Raw genomic sequence first — 23,668 nt, 5'->3', positions numbered from 1 at the left:
TCAGATGTGCGGGCGCGGTGGCCGGCCGGGTGGCCGGCCCGCGACCTCGGCGAGCAACAGTTCGCCGAGGTCGGTCTCCAGCTCGCGGCGCAGTCCGTAGCGCGCAGCGAAGGTCGCGCCGCGCTTGAGCCAGCCGTGCAACGGGTGTTCCCAGGTGAACCCGATGCCGCCGTGCACCTGGAGGCAGTGCCGGTCGACCTCGGCGAAGGCCCGCTTCGCGGCCACGCTGGCACAGCGGATCGCCACCCGGGCCGCCGGATCGCCCGCCGCCACGTCGCAGCCGGCACTCCACACCGCGCTCCGGGCGAACTCCAGCTCGACGTACGCGTCGACCAGCCGGTGCCGGACCGCCTGGAACGCGCCGATCGGCCGGCCGAACTGCTCGCGCAGCCGCGCGTACCCGATGCCCTGGGCGAGCAGGCCGTCGGCGACGCCGAGCAGGTAGGCGGCCGCGCCGAGCCGGCCCCGGTCGAGCCCGCCCAGCCCGTCCGTCGGCGGCGCCGTGGGAACTACCGGCACGTCGCCGCCGGTCGGGTCGCCGCCGACGTCGGGCAGCCCGGTCAGCCGGAAGGACCGTTCCGCGCGGTCCTGGGTGGGCACCCGGGCGATCGGGCCGAGCTCGGCGGCGTCGTACAACCGGTCGGCCCCGCCGGTCGGCACCACGACGTATCCGGCGACGTCGAGGTCCGGGCCGCGCAGCGTGCCGTCGACCGCGGAACCGACCAGATCGCCGCGCAGCAGCGCGGCGAGCGCCGGCGCCCAAGGCGGGCCGAGCGCGGCCAAGGCGGGAGCGACGACCCAGATCGACTCGACGACCGGGCCGGGCAGCAACGCCCGGCCGGCCTGCTCGGTCAGCACCACGAGATCGGGTACGGACAGTCCGAGCCCGCCGGACTCCTCGGGCACCGCCGCGCCGAGCAGGTCCGTTCCGGCCAGCTCCGCCCACCGGGCCCGGTCGAAGCCGCCGTCCGGATCGGCGCCCGGCGCGTCACCGGTGTCCGGCGCGTCACCGGTGTCCGGCATGGCGCCGGTGTCCGGCGTGGCGCCGGTGTCCGCGGCGGACGGCCCGGCCGGGCCGGGGTTCGACCGGGCGAACGCGTCCGCCGCGGCGGCGGCGAGGTGGCGCTGCTCTTCGGTCGGCACCAGCAGCCGGGCCGCCTGTTCGGTCAACTCCCGCATCGGAACCACCCCCGGTACCGGTTACCCGGGCGTGGCCGACCGCCCGGCGGCCGCACCGCCCCGGCGTCGTCGGTCGGCCGCGTCATCGGGGCAGCCCGAGGATCCGGTCGGCGACGACGGTGCGCTGGATCTCGGCCGTTCCGCCATAGATGGACCCGGCCCGGGAGTGCCAGTAGTCGAGGAACTCGGGCGTCCCCTCGGCGAGCCGCTCGTCACCGAACACCTCGACGCCGAGCCGCACGATGTCCGCGTCGAGCCGGGCCGAGAAGAGCTTCACCAGGCTCGACTGGGCGCCGACCGGTTCGCCGCACAGGCGCGAGCCGACCCGCCGGTGGACGTACGCCCGCAGGGCCGCCAGCCGGGCGTACCGGTCGCCGAGTTCGCGGACCGTGCCGGGCGCGGCGTCCGCCGCCAGAACGTCGCCGGCGAGCGCGGCGAGCCGTCGCGCGGTGCGTTCCGGGGCGCCGGCGTCCGGACCGCGTTCGAACGACAGCAGCGTCAACGCCACCCGCCATCCCTCGTCCCGCGGTCCGACCAGGTTCTCGGCCGGCACCGCCACCGAGTCGAGGAAGACCTCCGCGAAGCCGGTCTGCCCGTGCAGTTGCCGCACCGGACGCACCCGCACCCCGGGGCTGCGCAGGTCGATCACCAGGGCGCTCAGGCCCCGGTGCCGCCCGCCCGGCTCGCCGGTACGGACCAGCGTGAACATCCGGTCGGCGAACCGCCCGTACGTGGTCCAGGTCTTCTGGCCGTCGACGACGAACCCGGTGCCGTCCCACCGGGCCCGGGTGCGCAGGCCGGCGAGGTCACTGCCGGCGTCCGGCTCGGAGAAGCCCTGACACCAGATGTCGTCGGCCCGCAGCATCGCCGGCAGCCACCTGCGGCGCTGTTCGGCCGAGCCGTAGTGGATCAGGGTGGGGCCGAGGAAGCGCTGCGCCGGTCGGGTGATCCGCACCGGGGCGGCGGCGCGCTCGTACTCCTCGGCGAAGATCGCCTCGTGCAGGACGTCGCCGCCGCGCCCGCCGTACTCGACCGGCCAGCTGAGGCCGCTGTAGCCGGCGTCGAACAGGCGTCGCTCCCACTCCCGGTGCGCCCGGAATCCGTGGTCGGTGTCCGGGTCCGGCAGGCCGTCGGCCGGTACGTTCCCGGCCAGCCAGGCCCGCGCCCGCCGGCGGAACTCCGCGTGCCCGGTCACGACGCGGTCCCGTCGCCCCGCAACTGCCACTTGGCCACCTTGCCGGTGGCGGTGCGGGGCAGTTCGGACACGAAGCGGACCACCCGTGGCTTCTTGAACGACGCGACCCGGCTGGCGGTGAAGTCGCGCAGTTCGTCCCCGCTGACCCGGTGCCCGTACGCCGGGTCGGTGACGATCCAGGCCACGACCTGCTCGCCGAACCGCTCGTCCGGTTCCCCGGTGACGGCGGCGTCGCGCACCGCGGGATGCTGGCGCAGCACGCCCTCCACCTCCTGGGCGGCGATGTTGAACCCGCCGGAGAGGATCATGTCCTTGCTCCGGCCGGTCACCGCCAACCAGCCGTCCTCGTCGAGCCGGCCGATGTCGCCGGTGTGGAACCACCCGTCCGCGTCGACGAACGCGGTGTCGGCGGCGTGCCCGACGTACCCGCCGGAGACGGCGAAGCTGCCGGGCGGCCCGGAGCGGACCAGGATCTCCCCCTCCCCGACCGGTACGGCGGTGCCGGTCGGCCCGAGCACCGCGACCTCGACGCCGGGCAGCGGCCGGCCCGACGAGGTGGGCCGGCGGGTGAACTCGCTCGGCGGCAGGGCCGTGGCCAGCCCGGTCTCGGTCGAGGCGAAGAACGTCCACAGCTCGGTGTCCGGCAGCATCCGGGCGACGCTCTCGCGCAGCTCGGCGGTCATCGCCTCGCCGGTGACGCTGAACACGCGCAGCGAGGCGAGCCGGTCGCCGGCCCGGCCGGAGACGGCGATGTCCCGCGCGATGGTCGGCACCATGCCGGTGACGGTGGCCCGGTGCCGCGCCACCGTGTCCACGAACGTGCCCGGCCGGGCGTCGGCGGACAGCACCGTGCGGCAGCCGGTGAGGAGCCCGCCGAGCAGCCGGACCTGGCCGACCCGGTGCGCCAGCGGGGTGGTGATCAGGACGGTGTCGGCGGCGGTCAGGCCGAGCAGCACCGACGGGCCGAGCCAGGTGCCCAGCGCCTGGTTCGCCTGGCTCAGCCAGACGCCCTTGGGCAGCGCGGTGGTGCCGGAGGTGTAGAGCACCGACGACTCCGGGTTGTCCCGTCCCGCCGGGGCGCCCGGCGCCCGGGTCAGCGCCCGTTCGTAGTCCGGGCCGACCGCGAGGACGTCCACGTCGCCGCGCAGGCCGGCCAGCACGTCACCGCGATGCCCGGCAAGGTCCGACACCAGCAGCTCGATGCCCGCGTCCTCGACGATGTGCCGTAGCTCCTGGCCCTGGTACCGCTCGTTGACCGGCACCACGCCGACCCCGGCGAGCTGCCCGGCGAGGAACGTCTCCGCCCACTCCCGCCGGTTCGACACGTAGATGCCGACCCGGCCGCCGCCGACCGCGGTGCCGAGGTGGCCGGCGAGCGCCCCGACCCGGCGGGCCAGTTCCCGGTACGACTGCTCACCCGCGTCGTCGACCAGCGCGGTCGAGCCGGGGTGCCGGCCCGCCACCCAGTCGAACTGCCGGGCGACGGTCCAGGTGAACGGCGCGGCGGACACGGCTAGATCGTCCGTCCGCCGTCGACCGACAGGATGCTGCCGGTCATGTAGTCCGAGTCGGACGAGGCGAGGTAGACCACGCTCGGCGCGATGTCCTCGGGGGACGCCCAACGGCGCAGCGGGATCATGCTGAGGAACCGTTCCTCCAGCTTGGGGTCCTCCCGCACCTTGGCCGACATCGCCGTCGCCGCGATCGGCAGCAGGGCGTTGGCGGTGATCCCGTACCGGGCCAGCTCGGCCGCGGCCGTCTTGACCAGCGCGATGACGCCGCCCTTGGCCGCCGCGTAGTTGCCGCCGCCGACCTGGCCGCGGACGCCGGCCGGCGAGGTCACCCCGATGAACTTGCCCCGCTTGGCCTCGATCCAATGCGGCAGCACCGCCTTGAGGCAGACGAACGCGCCGGTCAGGTTCACCGAGACGACCCGTTCGAAGGACTCCACGGTCATGTCCTTGAGCATGGCCGGCGCGACGATGCCGGCGGAGTGGAACAGCACGTCCACGCCGCCGGCCCAGTCCCGGGCCCCGTCGACGGCCGCCGTCATCTCGTCGGGCGAGGTGATGTCGGCCCGCCAGGCCCGGGCCGCGCCACCGGCGCCGGTGATCTCGTCGGCGACCCGGGTCGCGAGCGCGTCGTCGATGTCGAGTACGGCGACCCGGGCGCCCTCGGCGGCCATGGCGATCGCGCCGGCCCGGCCGATGCCGCTGCCGCCGCCGGTCACCATCACGGTCACGTTGTCCAAACGACCCATCTTTTCCTCACCTGTCTCCGGTCGCGTCACTGCTGGTCGGGGTTGGCCGTTGCGAGGCCGAGCACCCGCAACGCGTTGTCCTTGACCACCTTGCGGGTGGCGTCCTCGTCGATGCCGAGCCCCGCGAAGTCGGTCAGCCACCGCTGCGGGGTGATCAGGGGGTAGTCGCTGCCGAACATCACCTTGTCGGTCAGCATCCGCTTCACGTACGTGACGAGCTTGGGCTCGAAGTACTTGGGCGACCAGCCGGACAGGTCCATGTACACGTTCTGCTTGTGCAGGGCGACGGCGAGCCCCTCGTCCTGCCACGGCACCGACGGGTGCGCCATGATGATGGTCAGGTCCGGAAAGTCGGCGGCCACGTCGTCCAGCAGCATCGGGTTGGAGTACTTCAGCCGGATGCCGCCACCGCCGCGCATCTTCGCCCCGATGCCGGTCTGTCCGGTGTGGAACACCACCGGCAGCCCGGCCGACTGGATCACCTCGTACAGCGGGTAGAACCGGGTGTCGTTCGGCTCGAAACCCTGGGTCGAGGGGTGGAACTTGAAGCCCTTGACGCCGTACCGCTCGATCAGCCGCCGGGCCGAACGCAGGGCGACCGCGCCCCGCCACGGGTCGACGCTGCCGAACGGGATCATCACGTCGGCGTGTTCGGCCGCGAGTTCGGCGATCTCCTCGCTCGGCACCGGGGTGCGGCCGGTCGCGCTCTCGCTGTCGACCGCGAACACCACGCAGGAGATGTCGATGCCGCGGTAGTAGTCGGCGATGGCGCCGACGGTGGTCTGCGCGTCGCTGCCGAAGTACGACGCCGCGGCCTGCTGGAACGAGCGGCTGGCCGGGTCCCGCCCGGCCGCGCCGGTGCCCTCCGTGACGTGCACATGCATGTCGATGGCGGATCGCGCCGCGAATCGACGGATACCGTCTTCGAGGACCACCGGCCACTCCCTCCAGAATTCTTGCCTGCAGAACTGAGTTCTGCTATACACAACATGCGATCACACGGTCGGCGGGCCCGTCAAGCCTGGGCGAGAACGTTTCACCACCTCACCGGGGTTCGCCGCACCGCCGTGGACGAGCCGCGGACACCGAACGGAGAGCTGCGTGACGCAGGACGAGAAGCCGCGCGAGGGTCCCGCCTACCCGATCGAATCGGTGAGCAACGCGCTGCGGCTGCTGCTGCTCCTGCGGGACCGGGACGAGTTGCGGGTGATGGACTGCGCGGCGGAGTTGGGCGTGGCCCGGTCGACCGCGCACCGGTTGCTCACCATGCTCGACCACCACGGATTCCTCCGCCGCGACCCGGTGACCCGCACCTACCGCACGGGCGAGGCACTGCTGAGCATCGGCCTGAACGCCATCCGCAGCCTCGACATCCGGGCCCGGGCCCGCCCGCACATGCAGGCCCTGTGCGACGAGGTCGGCGAGACCGTCAACCTCGTCCTGCTCGAAGGCGACAGCGTCCGGTTCATCGACGCGATCGAGACCCCGCGGGCGCTGCGGGTCGGCGGCCGGATCGGGCTGCGCCGGCCGGCGCACTGCACCTCCGCGGGCAAGGCCATCCTCGCCGCGCTGTCCGCCCGGGAGCTGCGCGCGCTCTATCCCGAGGAGCGGCTGACCGTGATGACCGACGACTCGCTGTCCACCCGGACGGAGTTGGAACGGGCGCTGGTCGAGGTCCGCGAGACCGGCTTCGCCCTGGCCCGGACCGAGAGCGATCCCGACATCGTGGCGGTCGGCGCGCGCATCCCGCAGGACCCGGGCCAGGTGCAGGCCGGCATCGCGGTCTCCGCGCCGGCCAGCCGGATGACCGCCGAGGAGATCGAGCGCTGCGGTCGGGCCGCCGCCCGTACCGCCGCGCTGATCGCCGGCCGGTAGCCAGACAGCTGACGTCTCCTGGAGGTAGTAATGCGAATCGCAGTCGTCGGGGCGACCGGTCGCGTCGGGGCGCTCACCGTGCGGGCGCTGGAGCGGGCCGGCCACGAGACGGTACGGATCAGTCGGTCGCTGGGCGTGGACGTGCACACCGGCAGTGGGCTGGCCGACGCGCTGGCCGGGGTCGACGCGGTCGTCGACTCGTCCAACACCGGCGCCACCAACCCCGCCCAGGTGCTCGACTTCTTCGCCACGGGCACCCGCAACCTGCTCGACGCCGAACGGTCCGCGGGCGTACGTCACCACGTCCTGCTGTCGATCGTCGGGATCGACCGCGGGCAGCGCAACTCCCACTACGACGCCAAGCGCGAGCAGGAACGGCTGGTCAGCGAGGGCGACGTACCCTGGACGATCCTGCGGGCCACCCAGTTCCACGACTTCGCCGCCATGGTCGCCGGCCGGACCGAACGGGACGGCACCGCGACCATCGCCCCGTTGCTCGTGCAGCCGGTCGCACCCGCGGACGTGGCCGACACGCTCGCCGAGATCGCGGCCGGCGAACCGCAGCGCCGACGGCTCGACCTCGCCGGGCCGCAGACCGAGGACCTGGTCGACATGGCCCGCCGCACGTTCGCCGCGCGCGGCCGGCAGATCAGGCTCGTCCCCACCTGGCGGGGGACGTTCGACGTCTCGATGGCCGGCGAGGTGCAACTGCCCGGTGCGGATGCCCGGATCGGGCCGACCAGCTTCGACGACTGGCTCGCCGCCGGGGCGGTGTGACGGCGGCCGACCTCGCCGTCCCGCCGATTCGACCCAGATGAACACGCCCGGCCGGGTCGGGGCGCAGCCCCCGGGCCGGTAGCCGGGCCCGGGTGGTCGGCCTCCCGGGAGGCCGACCACCCGGGAGGCCGGAAAGGCCGGCCGGTCAGGCGGTCAGCATGCCGGGGGCCGGGTGCGGCTCGCGCAGGGTGAACGCCTGCGGCGACGGGCCGCCGCGGCGCAGCAGGTCCAGCCGGTCGGCGGCGTCGGCGAGGGTCGGCAGGGTGCCGGCCGGGATCCACCACAGCACGAGGTGCGGCCCGTCCAACGGCACGAACCACTCCCGGCGCCGACGCATCGGCTCCAGGTGCGCGGTCCGGAACACGAAGCCGTGCAGCGCCTCGACCGAGTGCCACACGGTCAGGTTCACGATGACGTCCGGCTCGAAGGGCCGCAGCGCGGTCGCGTCGCCGGACTCGTCCTGCAGCCGCCAGACGTAGCCGGGCGAGCGCTCGGCCAGGCCGTTGATCTCGGGCAGCCGGGCGACGAAGTCGGCGAGTACTGGGCTGTCGATGGGCGCGCGCAGCCGGGCGATGTTCAGCTGGGCGAGGTGGTGGTCGGTCATGCGGTCAGGATATCTTCTATGTCAATTCTTATTGTTTTTAGAGCCGATCACCACGCAGCACCCGGTCGGGCCCGGGTCCAGCCGTGCGCCCCGGTCGCTCTCGCCCAGCAGGCCCTCGATCAGCGCGAGGTTCAACCCGCAGACCAGACCGCCGTGCGACTCGGCCAGGACGTGGAACGGACAGTTACGCAACCGGACCGTACGGTCAGCGTCCTCGACCGGCTCGTAGCCCAGCGTCGCCAGACGCGCGATCACCTCTCCCCCGGCGAGCCTCGTCCCCACCTCCCGGGCCACCGCGTAGGCCGCCGGCTCGACGCCGGCCCGCTCGACCGCACCCGCCAGCACCTCGGCCAGCAGCCGGTAGTCGCGCGGCGGCAACGTCACCGCGTGTTCGACGGCCGACCGGCGGTACACCTTGGCCGGCCGGCCCGCTCCCGGCCCGCCGGTGCGCGGCGCGTTGGCCGCCTCCAGCAGCCCCGCCCCGGCCAACTTGTCCAGGTGGAACGCCGCCAGGGTACGGCCGAGGCCCAGCGCCTCGGCCACCTCGTTGCGGCTCACCGGCTCGGCCCGCCCGACGACGTACTCGTAGACCGCCCGGCGCACCGGCTCCCGCAACGCCCCGATGGCCTCCATCGACATGTCGCCGACGCTACCGGAACGCGGGCCGGCGCCCGGACCTCAGGGGCGGGGGCGAAGGTCCGGGCCGGACGGTCCGATCGGTCTCACCGGACGCCCGACCACCCGGCACCTACGCCGACCGTGGCCTGTCCCATGCCTACCCCTGACGCCCTCGGGTCCCTTCCGGCCCGCGTACCCCATCGACGGACGGCAAACCTGGACGCTCCGGCGGGAAAGTCGCGGCGCCGAGGTGTGAAGGCCGCCGCGATGGGCACGGCCCGCCCATGTCGGACCACGGTCGACGGTTCACCTACCAGCCCGCGTTGGACGGCCTCCGGGCACTGGCGGTCGCCGCCGTGCTCGCCTTCCACGGCGGGGTGGCGGCCCTGCCCGGCGGATTCCTCGGGGTGGACGCCTTCTTCGTGCTGTCCGGTTTTCTGATCACCTCGTTGCTGCTGGCCGAGCACCGGGCCACCGGTCGACTCGACCTGGTGGCCTTCTGGGGCCGACGGGTCCGGCGGCTGCTGCCGGCGCTGTTGGTCGTCCTCGTCGTGGCGCTGTTGGTCTCCCGGCGGCTGCTGCCGGCGACCGAGATCGGGGCGCTGCGCTGGGACGCGCTCGCGGCGCTCGGGTACGTCGCCAACTGGCGGATGGCCGACCGCGACGGGGACTACTTCGCCGCCACCGGCAGCCCGTCCCCGTTGCAGCACACCTGGTCGTTGGGGATCGAGGAACAGTTCTACCTGCTCTGGCCGGTGCTGGTGGCGGTCCTGCTGGGCTGGGCGGCCGGGCGCGGGGACCGGCACCGGCCGGACGGCGCCGGGCCACGCCGGCTCCTGCTGGTCACCGCGGTGGGCGCGGTCGTCTCGGCGGTGACCGCGGCGGTGCTGTTCTCCCCCGGATCGGTGGACCGGGTCTACTACGGCACCGACACCCGGGCCGTGGCGCTGCTGGTCGGCGCCGCCCTGGCCGCGCTGGTCGCGACCCGGACCCCGGTGGCCGACCCGTCGCCGGCGACCCGACCCCGGGTACCTCACCCGGTGCTCGGTGCTCTCGCGGCGCTCGGTGCCGTCGCGACGGCGTTGTTGTGGACGACCGCCGACGGCGGGAGCCGTTGGCTGTACCGGGGCGGGCTGACCGTCGCCGCGCTGGCCACGGCGGCGGTCGTGGGACACGTCGTGCTGAGCCCCCGCTCGCCCACCGCACGAGTGCTCGCCCTGCCACCGCTGGTCGCGCTGGGCCGCATCTCCTACGGCATCTACCTGTGGCACTGGCCGCTGTTCCAGTGGCTCACCGCCGAACGGGTCGGCCTCACCGGCGGCGCCCTGCTCGGGGCGCGGTGCGCGGCCACCATGATCGCCGCGACCGCGTCGTACCTGCTGGTGGAGCGGCCGATCCGGCGGGCCCGGCGGCTGCCGGTCCGCGCCGGCGCGGCGGTCACCGCCACCGCGGCCGTCACGGCGGCGGCGGTGGCGGTGTTCGCCACCGTGCCGCCCGCGCTCGCGCCGGCACCACCCGTCGCCCTGGACGCCACGGCTGCCGGCGCGGCGGGACCGGCCGCGTCCGGCTCCACCGGGCCCGGCTCCGCCGCCCCGGTGCCACCGGTACGCCGCCCGGGGCGCCCACCGGGCAAGCCACGGGTCGTCTTCCTCGGCGACTCGGTCTCCTGGTCGCTCGGCACCTACCTGCCCGCGCAGGACGAGTTGGCGGTGACCGTACGGGCGGTGCAGGGCTGCGGGATCGCCCGGCTGCCCGAGCTGCGCTACGTCGGCGACCCGCATCCCAACTACCCTGGCTGCGACCGGTGGGACGAGCGCTGGCGACGGGGGGTGCGTTCGGACGCACCGGACGTCGCGGTGATCCTGCTCGACCGTTGGGAGCTGATGGATCGCAAACTCGACGGGCGCTGGCAGCATGTCGGCGACCCGGCGTTCGACCGGTACCTCACCGGTGAACTCGACCGGGCCGTCGCGGTCGCCGGCGAGCGCGGCGCCCACGTCACCCTGCTCACCGCGCCATACACGCACCGAGCGGAACGCCCCGACGGCGGGCTGTGGCCCGAGGACGAACCCGGCCGGGTCGACGCCTGGAACCGGCTGCTGCGGTCGACCGCCGACCGGCACGGCGCCACGGTGCTCGACCTCAACCGGCGCGCCTGCCCCGACGGCCGCTTCGCCTGGGACGCCGGTGGGGTACGGCTGCGCAGCGACGGCCTGCACTTCACCCCCGAGGGCGTCGGCCGGTGGATCGCGCCCTGGTTGCTGCCCCAGCTCTACCGGATCGCCGTGAAAGGAGGGTGACCCCACCGGTGCGGACGTCGCCGCCGCCGGATTCGAGGCGGCCGACCGGGTCCACGACGCGGTGCGCAAACCCTCGGCGGGCAACCACTGGGCGCGGGCTGACGTCGATGGCCGCCCAGACCACCTTGCCACCCTCGATCGGCAGGTTCCGTTGAGCACGGCGACCAGGTCACGGGCGCGGTCGGTCGGCGCGTCCGAAAGCACATCGATCATTTGCCATGTGTCGATCAATTGGCATGATGGGAGCGCCGCCACGCGGACGACCACGTGGCGGACTCCGCCCCGCCTTCCTGAAGGAGGATCATGCGCAAGCTCTTCGCCGTGTTCACCGCCGCCCTGCTGCTCGGCGCCACGGCCGGCAGCGGCCCGGCCGGCGCCGCCGGTGCCACCCCGTCCGGCTCCTGCACCCGCGGCCTGCTCTTCTGCGAGGACTTCGAACGGCTGCCGACCGGTGGTCCCAGCACCTTGAACTGGGGCGTCGACACCCGCAACGGCACGCTCACCGTCGAGCGGGCCCGCCGTGGCAACCAGGTCCTGCACGTGCACACCCGCGACAACGGACGCGCCTTTCTGCGCGTCGACGACTTCGCCGCGCCCGGCAACCGCTTCTACGGCCGGATGCGGTTGCGCGTCGCGGCCTTCCCGACCGCCCCCGACTGGGCGCACTTCACCCTCGTGGAGGCGACCGGCACCGGCAGCTCGGAGGTCGTCCGGCCGATCGGCGGCCAGTACGCACCCACCGTCCCCGGTACGTTCTGGGGCGTCGGCGCCGACGGCGGTCCGACCGGCGACTGGACCAACTGGCGCGAGGCCGCCCCGGTCACCGCGGGCACCTGGCAGTGCGTCGAGTGGACGCTCGACCCGGCCGACAACCGCGTCGCCGTGTGGATCGACGGGGTGGCGAGGCCGGAACTGACCGCCTCCACCACCGAACACGGCGGCAACGACGTACCGTTCGTCCTACCCGCGGTGAACACCGTGAAGATCGGTTGGCAGCTCTACCAGAGCGGTACCACACCGGCCGCGTTCGACCTCTGGATCGACGACATCGCCCTGTCCGGCCGGCGGATCGGTTGCTGACCCGGACCGCGCTCCGGCCGCTGGGCGAGCGGCCCTCGACGCCACGCCCCGGTCGAAACCCGGCGGTCATCGGTGGGTGAACACCCGGACACCCCGGGCTGCAATATTTTCATAGAAGAAAGTCGATGCTCAGAGCCTGTCGCAGGGCGACCGAAGGCCGGTTGAGCAGGATCCGGAAGCGACGACGGGCATCTCCACCCTTGGCAGCGAGGCGGTCCTTCGCTACCGTCTCATGGAAGCGCTCCCATACATTTGAATACATCACTGCAACCCGGAGGAAACATGACTCTGTCCCTGTCGCCCCACCGCCGGAGATCGACGGTCGCCATCGCGGCGGCCGTCGCCGGCGTAGCCGCCGCAGCCGGCGCCTGGTCGGTCGCCGGCACCGCGTCCGCCGGGACGGTCTCCGGCACGCTGTACCGGGACCCCAACTCCGCCGTCGTCAAGTGGGTCGCGGCCAACCCCGGCGACTCCCGGGCCACCACCATCCGTGAGAAGATCGCCAGCCAGCCACAGGCGCGCTGGCTGGCGAACTTCAATCCCTCGACGGTCCGGTCGGAGGTCTCCTCGTTCGTCGGGGCCGCCAACTCCATGATGCAGATACCGGTGCTGTCGGTGTACGAGATCACCAACCGCGACTGCGGCGGCGCCAGCGCCGGCGGTGCGCCGGATCTGGGCCAGTACCAGAACTGGGTGTCCAACTTCGCCGGCGGCCTGGGCGGCCAGACGGTCATCATCATCCTGGAGACCGACTCGCTCGCCCTCACCACCTGCCTGAGTCAGAACGAGCTCAACGCACGCAACCAGGCGTTGTCGACCGCCACCCAGACCATCAAGGCGGGCAACCCGAACGCCAAGGTCTACCTCGACGGCGGCCACTCCACCTGGAACAGCGCGAACGAGCAGGCCAACCGGCTCAAGGCGGCCGGCGTGCAGTACGCCGACGGCTTCTTCACCAACGTGTCGAACTTCAACCCCACCTCCAGCGAGGCGAACTACGGCCGGGCGATCATCTCCGCCCTCGCCGGCATGGGCATTCCCAACAAGCGCCAGATCATCGACACCAGCCGCAACGGCGGCGCCAGCGGTGACTGGTGCGCCGACGACAACACCGACCGGCGCATCGGGCTGTACCCGACGACGAACACCAACGACGGCAACATCGACGCGTACCTGTGGGTGAAGCCGCCGGGCGAGGCCGACGGCTGCCGGTACACCGCCGGTTCGTTCCAGCCCGACCTGGCTTACAGTCTCGCCAACGGCGTGGCGAACCCGCCGTCCACGGCGCCACCGTCGATTACCCCGCCGCCGACAACCGCCGCGCCCACCACGCCGCCGACAAGCGCCGCGCCCACCACGCCGCCGCCCGGCGGCAACGGCTGCTCCGCGTCGGTGTCGGTCAACCAGTGGACCGGCGGCTTCACGGCGACCGTGACCGTCACCGCCGGCTCCGCGGGCGTCAACGGCTGGACCGCGACCCTGACGCTGCCCGGCGGCGCCTCGGTCACCAACACCTGGAACGCCCAGGCCAGCGGCAGCTCGGGCACCGTCCGGTTCACCAACGTGAGCTACAACGGACGGCTCGGCGCCGGACAGTCGACCCAGTTCGGTTTCCAGGGCAACGGCAGCCTCTCCGGCGTGACCCCCACCTGCGCCGGTAGCTGACCTGCCGCACGATCCCGGGCCCGGCGCCCAGGAGGTACCCGAGACACCTCCTGTCCGCCGGGTCCGGCCGCGCGCCCAGCAGCGGGCCCTACGGTTCGACCAGGCCGGCCCGGATCGCGTACCGGGTCAGGTCGATCCGGTCCCGCATGCCGAGCTTCTGCAGAATGTTGGCCCGGTGCCGGTCGACCGTCTTCACGCTGATCACCAGCGCCTCGGCGATCTCCTTGGCGGTGTTTCCCTCCGCGATCAGCTTTATGATCTCCTCTTCCCGGGGCGTCAGGATGCTCTCCGGCAGCTTCTCGCCCAGCCGGGCCCGGTGCAGGTAGTCCCGGATCAACGCGGTGAGGGCGCCGGGATAGAGGAACGGTTCGCCGCGCATCGCCGCCCGGCACGCCTCCAGCAGGTCCCGGTCGGCGACCGACTTGAGCACGTACCCGGAGGCTCCGGCCCGCAGCGCCTCGAAGAAGTACTGCTCGTTGTCGTGCATCGAGAGCATCAGGATGCGGACCCCGGGCGCCCGCCGGGAGATCTCCCGGGCCGCCTGCAGACCGGTCATCCTCGGCATCGCGATGTCCAGGACGACCAGGTCGATCTCCGCGCCGCGGACCGCCTCCACCGCCTCGGCGCCGTCGGCCGCCTCGGCGACCACCGTCAGGTCCGGCTCGGCGTCCAGGATCAGCCGCAGACCCCGGCGGACCAGCGCGTGGTCGTCCGCCAGCAGGATCCGGGTCTTGGTCACCGTCATAATCGTTCCCGCCTCTCCCCGGTCGGCGACGTCCGCTCCGCCGACGCACCGACGATCGACGTCTCCCCCACCGGACCATGATCATCGACCGGCACGCTCAGTCGGATCTCGGTTCCGGTGCCCGGGGTCGCGGTGACGGTCAGCCGGGCACCGATCAGCAGCGCCCGCTCCCGCATCCCCCGGATGCCGGCCCCTTCCAGCCCGATCCGGCCGAGTCCGTCGTCGACGACCCGCAGCACCACCGCGCCGGCCTCGGCCCGCAGCGACAGCTCGACCTGGCCGGCCCGCGCGTGCCGGGCCACGTTGGTCAGGCTCTCCTGTGCGATCCGGTAGATCACCAGTTCCTTCTCCGCGCTCAGGGCCGGCAGGTCCGGCTGCGCCCTGCGCACCACCGGAACCCCACTGGCCTGTGAGAACTCCGTGGCCAGCGCGCTCAGCGCGCTGAGCAGACCAAGATCTTCCAGTACGTCCGGCCGGAGCCGCCGGGCCACCCGTCCCACGTCGTCGAGGCTGGCCCGCAGCGTCTCCTGCACGACGTGCAGCTCCGCACGCAACTCGGCCGGGGCCCGGTCGGCCGCCCGCTTGAGCCCGAGCAGCACCACCGTGAGGCTCTGCCCGATCTCGTCGTGCAGTTCCCGGGCGATCCGCTGCCGCTCCCCCTCCTGGGCGGCGAGCGCGTGCGCGCTGCTGGCGCTGCGCTCGCGCTCCAGCCGGTCCAGCATCGCGTTGAAGGTCTCGATCAGGTTCGTCAGGTCCCCGTTGCCGGAGTCGACCAGCCGGTCTCCGGTCCGCAGCAGGTCCACCCGGCGCATCAGCGTGGTCAGCGCGTCCAGCGGCGCCAGGCTGGTCCGCAGCAGCAGGGCGTTCGCCGCCAGGATGACCGCCAGCCCGATGATCAGCACCGGGATCTCGGTCAGCAGCACCGGTGACGACACGGTGGCCGGCGACAGCGCGAGCACCAGCGTGCCCACGGTGAAGACCAGGCCGTTCAGCAGGAACAGCCGGCGGAACAACGCCCGCACGGGCGCCCGGCGACCGGAACGCCCCTCGGCGTCCGGTTCGGGGGCGGTTGTCCGGTCGGCAGTGTCGGTCACCCCGCCAGCCTCGCCCGGGAGGTGCGGTTTTGTCCACCTGTCGGACACCCAACCGTGACCGGCGACGACCGGTCGGCAACCCGGTCACCTGCATGTTCCGCCCCGGTGGAGATGGGTGTCGGACCCGATGGTCGCGCGCACCGGAATCGCGAAGGGTTGACACCAGCAGCCGCTCCCCACCCGAGGAGGACCCAGTGGACAGCACCCGGACCACCGTTCCCGGGATCGGCGTCGTGCACCACTTCCTGACCCGGGGCGGGCAACGTTTTGGCGTACTGCTGGACCGGACCGGTCAGCGGTCGCTGCTGCTGTACGGTAAGGAAGACCCGGACCTGCCGGTGGACCGGATCGCGTTGGAGCACGACGAGGCCGACCACGTGGCCGAGGTGCTGCACAGCGCCCCGATCGCCGACCGGCTCGCCACCCTGGAACGTCGCCTCGTCGAGCTGCACGGCGGGACCGCGTGACCGGGACACCCCGGAGCTGCCGGGACACCGGCCGAATCCCCGGCCGGCGGGCCGGCTGTTTGTCATCGGGAGGTCACCTTGTGGACAACGTCCTCCGATCCAACCGTTGCGGCGCGCCGGCCGACGCCGACCCGCGCCCGGAGAGCTGGTGGCATGCAGGCGCGGCAGATCGCTGTGGCAGTACCGACGGTGACCGTCCGGGACTCCGTCGCCCGGGCGGTCCGGTTGATGGCCCTGCGCCGGCTGCCGGGGATGATCGTCGTGGACGACCTCGGCCGGCCCCGGACCGTGCTGCCCGGCACGCAGGTGCTCCGGATGGCGGTGCCCGGCAGCTACCGAGAGGACCCGGTGCTGGCCCGGGCCATCGACGAGGCGCACGCCGACCTCTTCTGGGAGGAGGTGGGCAACCTGACCGTGGGCGACTGCCTGCTGCGGGAACCGCCGCGGGTGACCACGGTCGGCCTGGACGGCACGCTGCTGGAGGTGGCCGCCCTGATGGCCCGGCACCGCAGCCCGCTGGTGGCGGTGGTCGACCACGCCAACGTACTGGTCGGGGCGATCACCCTGGACCGGGTCCTCGCCGAGTACGCGGTGGCCGACCCGGAGGTCTGATCCCGGCCCGCGCGACCCCGGCGCGCCGGGCTGAGCCCGGCACCTCGGGTCGACCTGACGGTGCCGCCGATCGTACCCCGAAGACCGCCCTCCGCGGCGGGTCCGGCCGCCGGTCGGCTGCCGGGCCCGTCGCGGTCCCGCCGCCACCGGGGTACGACCGGTGAGCGCGATCGCGGCGCTCGTCGTCTTCGTAGTCGCGTTCTTCTTCATCGCCACCGAGAAGGTCGACAAGGTCAAGGTGGTGCTGGTCGCCGCTGCGGTGATGCTGGTGTTCGGCTTCGCACCCGGTGCCGAGGTCTACTTCTCCGAGCACGCGGGCATCGACTGGCGGGTCATCTTCCTGCTGCTCGGGATGATGATCATCGTCGGGGTGCTCAAGCAGACCGGCCTGTTCGACTACATCGCGATCTGGGCCGCGAAGAAGTCGTCCGGCCGGCCGTACCGGTTGATGGTGATGCTGATGCTGATCACCGCCGTCGCCTCGCCGTTCCTGGACAACGTCACCACGATCATGCTGGTCGCCCCGGTCACCGTGGTCGTCTGCAACCGGCTGCACATCCCGGCCCAGCCGTACCTGATCGCCGAGATCCTGGCCTCCAACATCGGCGGCGCCGCGACCCTGATCGGCGACCCGCCGAACATCATCATCGGCGCCCGCGCCGGGCTGACCTTCACCGACTTCCTGGTGCACATGGCCCCGATCGTCGTGGTGATCTTCGTGGCCTTCGTGCTGCTGACCCGGGTGCTGTTCCGCAAGTCCTTCCGCTACAACCCCGAGCACGTCGACGCCGTACTCGCGTTGCAGGAACGGCGGGCCGTCACCGACGGTCGGTTGCTCGCCCGCTGCCTGGTCGTGCTCGGCCTGGTGATCGTCGGCTTCTCGCTGCACTCCGTGCTGCACGTCGACCCGTCGGTGGTGGCGATGGTCGGTGCCGGGGTGATGCTGCTGGTGTCCAGGATGGACGTCTCGGAGGTGCTCCAGGAGGTGGAGTGGCCCACCCTGGTGTTCTTCGTGGGTCTGTTCGTGATGGTCGCCGGCCTGGTGCACACCGGTGTGATCAACACGTTCGGCGAGTGGGTCATCGGGCAGGTGGACGGCAACTTCTTCGGCGCGGCGACGGCGCTGCTGTTCGGCTCGGCGGTGCTGGGGGCGTTCTTCGACAACATCCCGTACGTCGCCACCATGACCCCGGTGGTCGAAGGGCTGGTGGCCCAGGCACCGGACCCGGGCACCGGGCAGGCGCTCTGGTGGGCCTTCGCCCTCGGTGCCGACTTCGGCGGCAACGGTACGGCGGTCGCCGCCAGCGCCAACGTGGTGGCCATCGGCATCGCCGCCCGGACCGGGCATCGAATCTCGTTCTGGCAGTTCACCCGCTACGGAATCATCGTCACGATCATGAGCTGCCTGATCGCCTGGCTGTACGTCTGGCTCCGGTACTTCGTCTGACCGGCTGACCGATTGTCCCCGTCGATTCCCTGTCGTTACGGTCTTTGCGTGTTCGGGGAGGTGGTACGGGGGCATCGACGGCGGGGTGGGCTGACCCAGGAGGAACTGGCCGCGAGGACGGGACTGTCGGTCCGGCACATCCGGGACCTGGAGTCGGGCCGCGTCGCGCGGCCGCGACCGGCGACCATGCGGCTGCTGGCCGACGCCTTCGCCCTGGTCGGGCCGGAGCGCGACCGGTTCCTCGCCGGCCCGCCGGGCAGCACCGGCGCCGACGGTGCGCCCGCGCAGCTACCCGCGGCCGCCTTCGGCTTCGTCGGCCGGGCCGACGCGTTGGCCCGGCTCGACGAGATCCTGACCCTGGCCGCGGACCAGCCCACCGCGATGACCCTGGTCACCGTGTCCGGCACGGCCGGGGTGGGCAAGACCGCGCTCGCCGTGCACTGGGCGCACCGGGTCGCCCGACGCTTCCCCGACGGCCAGCTCTACGTCAACCTGCGTGGCTTCGATCCCGGCGGTACGCCGGTCAGCCCGAGCACGGCGCTCGCCGGGTTCGTCAACGCGATGGCCGGGCCGGGCGACCGTCCCCCGACCACACTGGACGAGCAGGTGGCCCGGTTCCGGAGCCTGCTGGGCCGGCGACGGATGCTGATCGTCCTGGACAACGCCGCCAACGCCGGTCAGGTCCGCCCGCTGATGCCGGGCGCGCCGGGCTGCCTCGTCCTCGTCACCAGCCGCGACCAACTAGCCGGGCTGGTCAGTGTGGACGGTGCGCACCCGATCACCCTGGACGTGCTGTCACCGGCCGAGTCCCACGAGTTGCTGGCCCGACGCCTCGGCGTCCACCGGGTGGCGGCCGAGCCGGCGGCCGCCGACACCATCGTCGGCGCGTCGGCCGGGCTGCCGCTGGCGCTGTCCGTGGTGGCCGCCCGGGCCGCCATCCAGAACCGGTTCCCGCTGGCCGACCTGGCCGCAGACCTAAGTCCGGCGATCGGCCGGCTGGACGCCTTCGACGGCGGCGAAGCCGTCACCGACCTGCGACGGGTCATGTCGTGGTCGTACCGCCTCCTCGACGCGTCCACCGCCCGGCTGTTCCGGCTGCTGAGCGTGCACCCGGGACCGGACCTCGCCGTCCCGGCGGCAGCCAGCCTCGCCGGTGGCACACCCGCCCAGGCGCGCCGTCAGCTGGCCGGGCTGGCCCGGGCGCACCTGCTCACCGAGCACCGCCCCGGCCGGTACACCTGCCACGACCTGCTGCGGGCGTACGCGACCGAACTGGCGTCGGCGCGGGACAGCGAGGCGGACCGGCAGGCGGCCCGCTCCCGGTTGCTCGACCACTACCTGTCCGTCGCGTACGCCGCGGACGAACTGCTCTACCCGCAGCGGGACCGGCTGCCGGTGGACCCGCCGGGGCCCGGGGTCGCGCCGATCGCCCTGGCCGACCGGGGTCGGGCCGTGGGCTGGTTCACCGACGAGTATCCGGTGCTGTTGTCGGCCCTGCGGCTGGCCGTCGACCACGGCTTCGACCGGCACGCCTGCCACCTGGCCTGGACGATCACCACGTACCTCAACCGGTGCGGTTACTGGCAGGACTGGACCGACAGCCTGCGGACGGCGCTGGCGGCGGCCGGTCGGCTGGCCGACCCCCGGGCCGAGGCGTACGCCCACGGGACGCTCGCCTTCGCCGACATCTCGCTCGACCGGTACGCCGACGCGCGGCACCATCTGGAGGCGGCCGCCGACCGGTACCGCCACCTCGGCGACCTCGCCGGGCAGGCCCGGGTCGAACTCAACCTCGGCTGGCTCTGCGACCGGAACAGCCAGCACCGGCAGGCGCTCCGGCACGCCCGGGAGGCGCTGCGCCTGCACGCCGCGGCCGGGCACGTGAACGGCCGGGCCTTCGCGCTCAACGCGGTCGGCTGGTCGTGCGCGCAACTCGGCGACCAGCAGGCCGCGATCGGGGCCTGCGAACAGGCCCTGGAGTTGTTCACGTCGGCCGACAACCTGCTGGGCCAGGCGGTCACCTGGGGCAGCCTCGGGCACGCCCACCTCCGGCTCGGCGCGTCGTCGCGGGCCGTCGCCTGCTACGAGAACGCGGTACGGCTCCGCCACGAGATCGGTGACCGACGGTTGGAGGCCGACGCGTTGGCCAGCCTCGGCGACGCCCACCTCGCCTCCGGCGATCCCGCCTCGGCCCGGCTGACCTGGCAACGAGCGCTGGACATTCTCGGCTCGCTGCGCGAGGCCGACCCGAACCCGGTCGAGGCCAGACTCGCCACCCTCCGCTGAGCGGTCGAAACTGCCGGTCAACCTCCGGTCCGGCTCCTGTTTCCCGCGATCGGCGGACGAAACGATGGTCCGGCAAGCCGCGCGCCGCAGTGTCGCGCGTACGACCGGTCCTTCGACCAGGAGGTTGCCTTGCTCCGACGTCTTCTCCGCCTCGGCCTCGCGGTCGCGCTCGCCGTCCCGACCGCGGGTGCCGCACTGACGGTCGGCACACCCGCCCACGCCGCCCTGCCGCACTGCAACGGCGCGGGCGTCTACACCTCGACGTGGTCCGGCGCCCCGGGCGCGACGGCCTGGATCCCGGCGTACGTCACCGGCTCCATCAACTTCAACTGTCTGCTGACCCGCGGCGACCACAACTCCGGGGTCGGCGAGCTGCAGCGCACGCTGCAGGGCATCTACGGCCAGAATCTCGGCCCGAACGGTGTCGACAACGACTTCGGCGGTTACACCCGGACGGCGCTGCGCAACGTCCAGGCGGCCCTCGGGATCTCCGTCGACGGCGAGTACGGGCCGCAGTCCCGCGACCACATCTGCTGGCGGTGGACGGGCAGCGACAATTCCTGCATCTGGCTCAACAACAACCACTGAGTAGGCGCGAAGCGGGACATGACGGGGGCTTCGCGATCCACCGCCTCGGCTCCGGCCGGGGCGGTGGCCCGCTCGTCGCGACACACCCGGTGCCCGGCCGATGGCGACACCGCCAATCGGGCCCTCAGGGCGCCTTTTCGTCACCGCCCGTCGCGGCTGACGGTGGTGCCGCGGACCTTCCCGTGGGCATCCGGAAGCGCATTCCCCGCCGCCACCGGGATCCAGACCCGCATGGGCCCCGGTTCCCGGTTGGCCCACAGGAAATACGGGATCGCGGGAACGGTCAGGCTCGGCGTGCCGCCGCGCTCCGCCGGCACGTACGCCGAGTACAGCGCGTCGGCCGACGCGGTACGGACCCGCAGGGGGACGTCGATCGTGACGGGCGCGAGATCGTCGCCGGTCGCGACGGCGAGCGGCGACGCCGGATCCAGTTCCAGTTCCTCGAAGGACGTCCCGTCGAGGGTAACCGGCAGGTCGGCGTGTTCGAGGCAGTAGACGACCGGGCCACGGGCGATCGCCACGCTGCCGCGGACCGCGTCCACCCGGGGGTGCGCGGCGATCAGCCGGGGCGGCATGGCCAGGACGAGTTCGACCTGGTCGCCACCGCGCCAGGAGCGGGTCAGCCGCAGGTAACCCTCCCGGACGTCGACCCGGGCCGGTGACCCGTTCACGGCGAGCCGGACGTCCCGGCACCAGGCCGGCACCCGCAGCGCCAGGGTCCACGGACCGTCCGCCACCTCGGTCACCGTGATGCTGATCCGCTCGTCCCACGGGTAGTCGGTACGGACCTGGACGGTGCGTCCGGCCGCGGTGATCGTGCCGGCCGCGTACAGGTGGATCTGCATGCCCCGGGCGTCGCCCGTCGCGGCGTACGCGTGCAGCGAGGCCATCAGCCGGGCCAGGTTGGGCGGGCAGCACGCGCAGGAGTACCAGCCGAGCCGCTGGGACGGCGTGTCCTCGTGCGAACCGTCGTGCCCGGTGCGCAGCTGCAGCGGGTTGGAGTAGAAGAACGCCCTGCCGTCGACCGCGGTGCTGGCCGCGATGCCGTTGTACAGCAGGCGCTCCATCTCCTCGGCGTACCCGGACCCGCCGGTGGCCAGCAGCAGCCGCCACGCGGTCTGGAAACTGCCGATGGCCGCGCACGTCTCGGCGTACGCCCGGTCCGGCGGCAGCTCGTACGGGTCACCGAAGGACTCGTCCTTGTGCCGTGACCCCTGGCCGCCGGTCAGGTACGTCTTGCTGGTCAGCGCCGCCCGCCACACCCGCTCGGCGGCGGCGAGCAGTCCGGCGTCCCCGGTCTCGACCGCCACGTCCACGGCGCCGGCCAGCAGGTACTGCTGCCGCACCGCGTGTCCGACCGCCTCGTCCTGTTCCCGGATCGGTGTGTCGTCCTGCCAGTAGCGCGGCCCGAACCGGCCCTCGCCGAGCCGGCCGTGGCCGCGCAGGTCGAGGAAGCGTCGGGCCTGGTCGAGGTAGGGCCGGTGGCCGGTGAGCCGGTACAGCTCGACGAGCGCGGTCTCCACCTCCGGATGGCCGTCGATCGTCTCCGCCCCGGCCGGGCCGAAACGGCGTACCAGCAGGTCCGCGAAGCGCCGCGCCACCGCCACCAACTGCCCGGCGGCCAGGTCGTCGGCGGCGCCGCGCGCCGCGGCGACGGCCGCCTGGACGAGGTGGCCCGCCGAGTACATCTCGTGGCTGAACCCCAGGTCGGTCCACCGCTGGTCGCGGCGATCGACCTGGTAGTACGAGTTCAGGTAGCCGTCCGGCTCCTGCGCCTTCTCCAGCAGCGCCGCGACGTCGGTGAGGAACTCGGACGATCCGCCGGTGCGACCGGTCTCCCAGGCCACGGCCTCCAGCGTCTTGTACACGTCGGTGTCGGCGAACCACATGCCGGCGAACTCGGTGTCCACGTCACCGGTGACCCGGCGCAGGTTGGCGAGGTTGCCGTGGGCGCCGATCCGGTCGACGCAGTGCGGCAGAGTGGCCGTCGCGTTGCGTTCCTGCCAGCCGCCAAGCAGTCCGTCCGGATGCAGCCGGACGGCCGACAGCGGCAGCGGATGCAGGGTGGCGAGGGCCGACGGGGTGGGCGCGGCGGGACCGGTCATGTGGTTCCTCAATCCTTCACGGCACCGGCGGTGACGCCGGCTGCCACGTAGCGCTGCGCCAGAACGAGCAACAGCGTCGCGGGAATCGACGCGACGACCGCGGTGGCCATGATCGCGTTCCACTGCTGGTTGTTGTTGCCGATGTAGCGGTAGATGCCGAGGGTGATCGGCTGGGCGCTGCCGCCGCCGTCCAACGTGGTGGCGAAGACGAAGTCGGACCATGCCCAGAGGAAGGCGAAGAGCGACACCGTGACGATGACGTTCCGGCTGATCGGCACGATGATCGACCAGAAGATCCGGAACGGTCCGGCGCCGTCGACGACCGCGGCCGCGGTGAGTTCGGCCGGGATCCCGGACATGAAGGCCGTGAAGATCAAAACGCCGAACGGCACCGCGATGGTGGAGTCCGCCAGGATCAGGCCGGCCGCGTTGTTCAGGACGCCGAGGCGCAGGTAGATGGCGTAGAACCCCATCGCCATGATGATCGCCGGGATCATCTGGGCCATGAGCAGGACGAAGGAGAGCACGCCCCCGCCGCGCGGTCGCAGCCTGGCCAGCGAGTAACCGGCCGGCGCGGACAGCGTCACGGTGAGCGCCACCGTGCCGAGACCGATGAGCAGGCTGGTGCCCAGGTAGGGCAGTTGCTGGTCGAGCACGGCGCGGTAGCCCTCGGTGGTGCCGTGCACCGGGAACAGCGGGGGCGGGTCGCGCCGCATGTCGGTGTCCCTGGTGAAGGAGACGTTGACCATCCAGTAGACCGGGAACAGCATG

At 72.8% G+C, this 23,668-nt stretch carries 21 protein-coding genes; 10 read left to right on the top strand and 11 right to left on the bottom strand.

Going from position 1 to position 23,668, the window contains the following annotated elements; genetic code table 11:
- From ACFOX0_RS20160 to ACFOX0_RS20140, 5 genes are all read right to left on the bottom strand, one after another.
- Nucleotides 1–1,179, bottom strand: coding sequence for an acyl-CoA dehydrogenase family protein (locus tag ACFOX0_RS20160; protein ID WP_377548205.1), 1,179 nt, complete (start codon nt 1,177–1,179; stop codon nt 1–3).
- Nucleotides 1,180–1,261: 82 nt separating this feature from the next.
- The gene (locus tag ACFOX0_RS20155) at nt 1,262–2,374 is read right to left on the bottom strand and encodes an acyl-CoA dehydrogenase family protein (protein ID WP_377548203.1); all 1,113 of its coding nucleotides are present in this window, start codon (nt 2,372–2,374) and stop codon (nt 1,262–1,264) included.
- Complete coding sequence (locus tag ACFOX0_RS20150) at nt 2,371–3,885, bottom strand: class I adenylate-forming enzyme family protein (protein ID WP_377548201.1); 1,515 nt, start codon at nt 3,883–3,885, stop codon at nt 2,371–2,373. The genes ACFOX0_RS20155 and ACFOX0_RS20150 overlap by 4 nt, the downstream gene beginning before the upstream one ends.
- Nucleotides 3,886–3,887: 2 nt before the next feature.
- Nucleotides 3,888–4,634, bottom strand: coding sequence for an SDR family NAD(P)-dependent oxidoreductase (locus ACFOX0_RS20145; RefSeq protein ID WP_377548198.1), 747 nt, complete (start codon nt 4,632–4,634; stop codon nt 3,888–3,890).
- A 26-nt stretch (nt 4,635–4,660) separates the two neighbouring features.
- Entirely contained in the window at nt 4,661–5,569 is a 909-nt protein-coding gene (locus ACFOX0_RS20140) for an amidohydrolase family protein (RefSeq protein ID WP_377548196.1), read from the bottom strand.
- A gap of 166 nt (nt 5,570–5,735) precedes the next feature.
- Between ACFOX0_RS20140 and ACFOX0_RS20135 the strand changes: the two genes are divergently transcribed.
- Both ACFOX0_RS20135 and ACFOX0_RS20130 read left to right on the top strand, forming a co-directional pair.
- Nucleotides 5,736–6,509 (top strand): IclR family transcriptional regulator, encoded by a 774-nt coding sequence (locus tag ACFOX0_RS20135; RefSeq protein WP_377548193.1) that lies wholly within the window; start codon nt 5,736–5,738, stop codon nt 6,507–6,509.
- 30 nt (nt 6,510–6,539) lie between these two features.
- Nucleotides 6,540–7,286, top strand: coding sequence for an SDR family oxidoreductase (locus ACFOX0_RS20130; protein ID WP_377548191.1), 747 nt, complete (start codon nt 6,540–6,542; stop codon nt 7,284–7,286).
- A gap of 145 nt (nt 7,287–7,431) precedes the next feature.
- On the opposite strand, the gene ACFOX0_RS20125 is transcribed toward ACFOX0_RS20130, so the two are convergent.
- Together ACFOX0_RS20125 and ACFOX0_RS20120 are read right to left on the bottom strand one after the other, a co-directional pair.
- A complete protein-coding gene (locus ACFOX0_RS20125; RefSeq protein ID WP_377548189.1) occupies nt 7,432–7,890 on the bottom strand; it encodes a DUF3291 domain-containing protein in 459 nt (152 codons plus the stop codon).
- 21 nt (nt 7,891–7,911) lie between these two features.
- Complete coding sequence (locus ACFOX0_RS20120; protein WP_377548187.1) at nt 7,912–8,529, bottom strand: helix-turn-helix transcriptional regulator; 618 nt, start codon at nt 8,527–8,529, stop codon at nt 7,912–7,914.
- Between the two features lie 263 nt (nt 8,530–8,792).
- On the opposite strand from ACFOX0_RS20120, the gene ACFOX0_RS20115 reads away from it, so the two are divergent.
- The 3 genes from ACFOX0_RS20115 (at nt 8,793) to ACFOX0_RS20105 (ending at nt 13,553) form a co-directional block, all read left to right on the top strand.
- Complete coding sequence (locus ACFOX0_RS20115; protein WP_377548184.1) at nt 8,793–10,808, top strand: acyltransferase family protein; 2,016 nt, start codon at nt 8,793–8,795, stop codon at nt 10,806–10,808.
- Nucleotides 10,809–11,111: 303 nt separating this feature from the next.
- Nucleotides 11,112–11,888 (top strand): hypothetical protein, encoded by a 777-nt coding sequence (locus ACFOX0_RS20110; RefSeq protein ID WP_377548181.1) that lies wholly within the window; start codon nt 11,112–11,114, stop codon nt 11,886–11,888.
- Nucleotides 11,889–12,176: 288 nt separating this feature from the next.
- Nucleotides 12,177–13,553 carry a glycoside hydrolase family 6 protein gene (locus tag ACFOX0_RS20105; protein WP_377548396.1) on the top strand — a complete coding sequence of 459 codons (1,377 nt, stop codon included), beginning with the start codon at nt 12,177–12,179 and terminating at the stop codon, nt 13,551–13,553.
- Nucleotides 13,554–13,641: 88 nt separating this feature from the next.
- On the opposite strand, the gene ACFOX0_RS20100 is transcribed toward ACFOX0_RS20105, so the two are convergent.
- Nucleotides 13,642–14,292, bottom strand: a complete 651-nt coding sequence (locus ACFOX0_RS20100; protein WP_377548179.1) for a response regulator — start codon at nt 14,290–14,292, stop codon at nt 13,642–13,644.
- 2 nt (nt 14,293–14,294) lie between these two features.
- Nucleotides 14,295–15,392: a sensor histidine kinase gene (locus tag ACFOX0_RS20095; RefSeq protein ID WP_377548177.1), complete on the bottom strand. Its 1,098-nt coding sequence runs from the start codon at nt 15,390–15,392 to the stop codon at nt 14,295–14,297.
- A gap of 194 nt (nt 15,393–15,586) precedes the next feature.
- Here ACFOX0_RS20095 and ACFOX0_RS20090 point away from each other — a divergent pair, with 194 nt between their 5' ends.
- The 5 genes from ACFOX0_RS20090 (at nt 15,587) to ACFOX0_RS20070 (ending at nt 20,792) form a co-directional block, all read left to right on the top strand.
- Nucleotides 15,587–15,859 carry a hypothetical protein gene (locus tag ACFOX0_RS20090; RefSeq protein ID WP_377548174.1) on the top strand — a complete coding sequence of 91 codons (273 nt, stop codon included), beginning with the start codon at nt 15,587–15,589 and terminating at the stop codon, nt 15,857–15,859.
- Nucleotides 15,860–16,033: 174 nt separating this feature from the next.
- Entirely contained in the window at nt 16,034–16,471 is a 438-nt protein-coding gene (locus tag ACFOX0_RS20085) for a CBS domain-containing protein (protein ID WP_377548172.1), read from the top strand.
- 160 nt (nt 16,472–16,631) lie between these two features.
- Nucleotides 16,632–17,918: an ArsB/NhaD family transporter gene (locus ACFOX0_RS20080; protein WP_377548170.1), complete on the top strand. Its 1,287-nt coding sequence runs from the start codon at nt 16,632–16,634 to the stop codon at nt 17,916–17,918.
- A 48-nt stretch (nt 17,919–17,966) separates the two neighbouring features.
- Nucleotides 17,967–20,204 (top strand): ATP-binding protein, encoded by a 2,238-nt coding sequence (locus tag ACFOX0_RS20075; RefSeq protein ID WP_377548168.1) that lies wholly within the window; start codon nt 17,967–17,969, stop codon nt 20,202–20,204.
- Between the two features lie 129 nt (nt 20,205–20,333).
- A complete protein-coding gene (locus ACFOX0_RS20070; protein WP_377548165.1) occupies nt 20,334–20,792 on the top strand; it encodes a peptidoglycan-binding domain-containing protein in 459 nt (152 codons plus the stop codon).
- Nucleotides 20,793–20,932: 140 nt separating this feature from the next.
- Here the strand turns inward: ACFOX0_RS20070 and ACFOX0_RS20065 are convergent, their stop codons facing one another.
- Nucleotides 20,933–22,897: a glycoside hydrolase family 127 protein gene (locus ACFOX0_RS20065; RefSeq protein ID WP_377548162.1), complete on the bottom strand. Its 1,965-nt coding sequence runs from the start codon at nt 22,895–22,897 to the stop codon at nt 20,933–20,935.
- Between the two features lie 8 nt (nt 22,898–22,905).
- Nucleotides 22,906–23,667: a carbohydrate ABC transporter permease gene (locus ACFOX0_RS20060; protein ID WP_377548394.1), complete on the bottom strand. Its 762-nt coding sequence runs from the start codon at nt 23,665–23,667 to the stop codon at nt 22,906–22,908.
- Between the last annotated feature and the right edge of the window lies 1 nt (nt 23,668).

The sequence above is a fragment of the Micromonospora zhanjiangensis genome (assembly GCF_042650605.1).
Taxonomy (GTDB): Bacteria; Actinomycetota; Actinomycetes; order Mycobacteriales; family Micromonosporaceae; genus Micromonospora_J; species Micromonospora_J zhanjiangensis.
Note: the sequence above shows the minus strand (reverse complement) of the source record. Positions and strands in the feature narration are given on the sequence as shown.

What these genes read in the sequence shown, in the direction of transcription:
- ACFOX0_RS20120 (WP_377548187.1), bottom strand. Translation starts at nt 8,529, where the DNA reads ATGTCGATGGAGGCCATCGGGGCGTTGCGGGAGCCGGTGCGCCGGGCG.
- ACFOX0_RS20130 (WP_377548191.1), top strand. Translation starts at nt 6,540, where the DNA reads ATGCGAATCGCAGTCGTCGGGGCGACCGGTCGCGTCGGGGCGCTCACC.
- ACFOX0_RS20060 (WP_377548394.1), bottom strand. Translation starts at nt 23,667, where the DNA reads ATGCTGTTCCCGGTCTACTGGATGGTCAACGTCTCCTTCACCAGGGAC.
- ACFOX0_RS20065 (WP_377548162.1), bottom strand. Translation starts at nt 22,897, where the DNA reads ATGACCGGTCCCGCCGCGCCCACCCCGTCGGCCCTCGCCACCCTGCAT.
- ACFOX0_RS20145 (WP_377548198.1), bottom strand. Translation starts at nt 4,634, where the DNA reads ATGGGTCGTTTGGACAACGTGACCGTGATGGTGACCGGCGGCGGCAGC.
- ACFOX0_RS20115 (WP_377548184.1), top strand. Translation starts at nt 8,793, where the DNA reads ATGTCGGACCACGGTCGACGGTTCACCTACCAGCCCGCGTTGGACGGC.
- ACFOX0_RS20125 (WP_377548189.1), bottom strand. Translation starts at nt 7,890, where the DNA reads ATGACCGACCACCACCTCGCCCAGCTGAACATCGCCCGGCTGCGCGCG.
- ACFOX0_RS20110 (WP_377548181.1), top strand. Translation starts at nt 11,112, where the DNA reads ATGCGCAAGCTCTTCGCCGTGTTCACCGCCGCCCTGCTGCTCGGCGCC.
- ACFOX0_RS20160 (WP_377548205.1), bottom strand. Translation starts at nt 1,179, where the DNA reads ATGCGGGAGTTGACCGAACAGGCGGCCCGGCTGCTGGTGCCGACCGAA.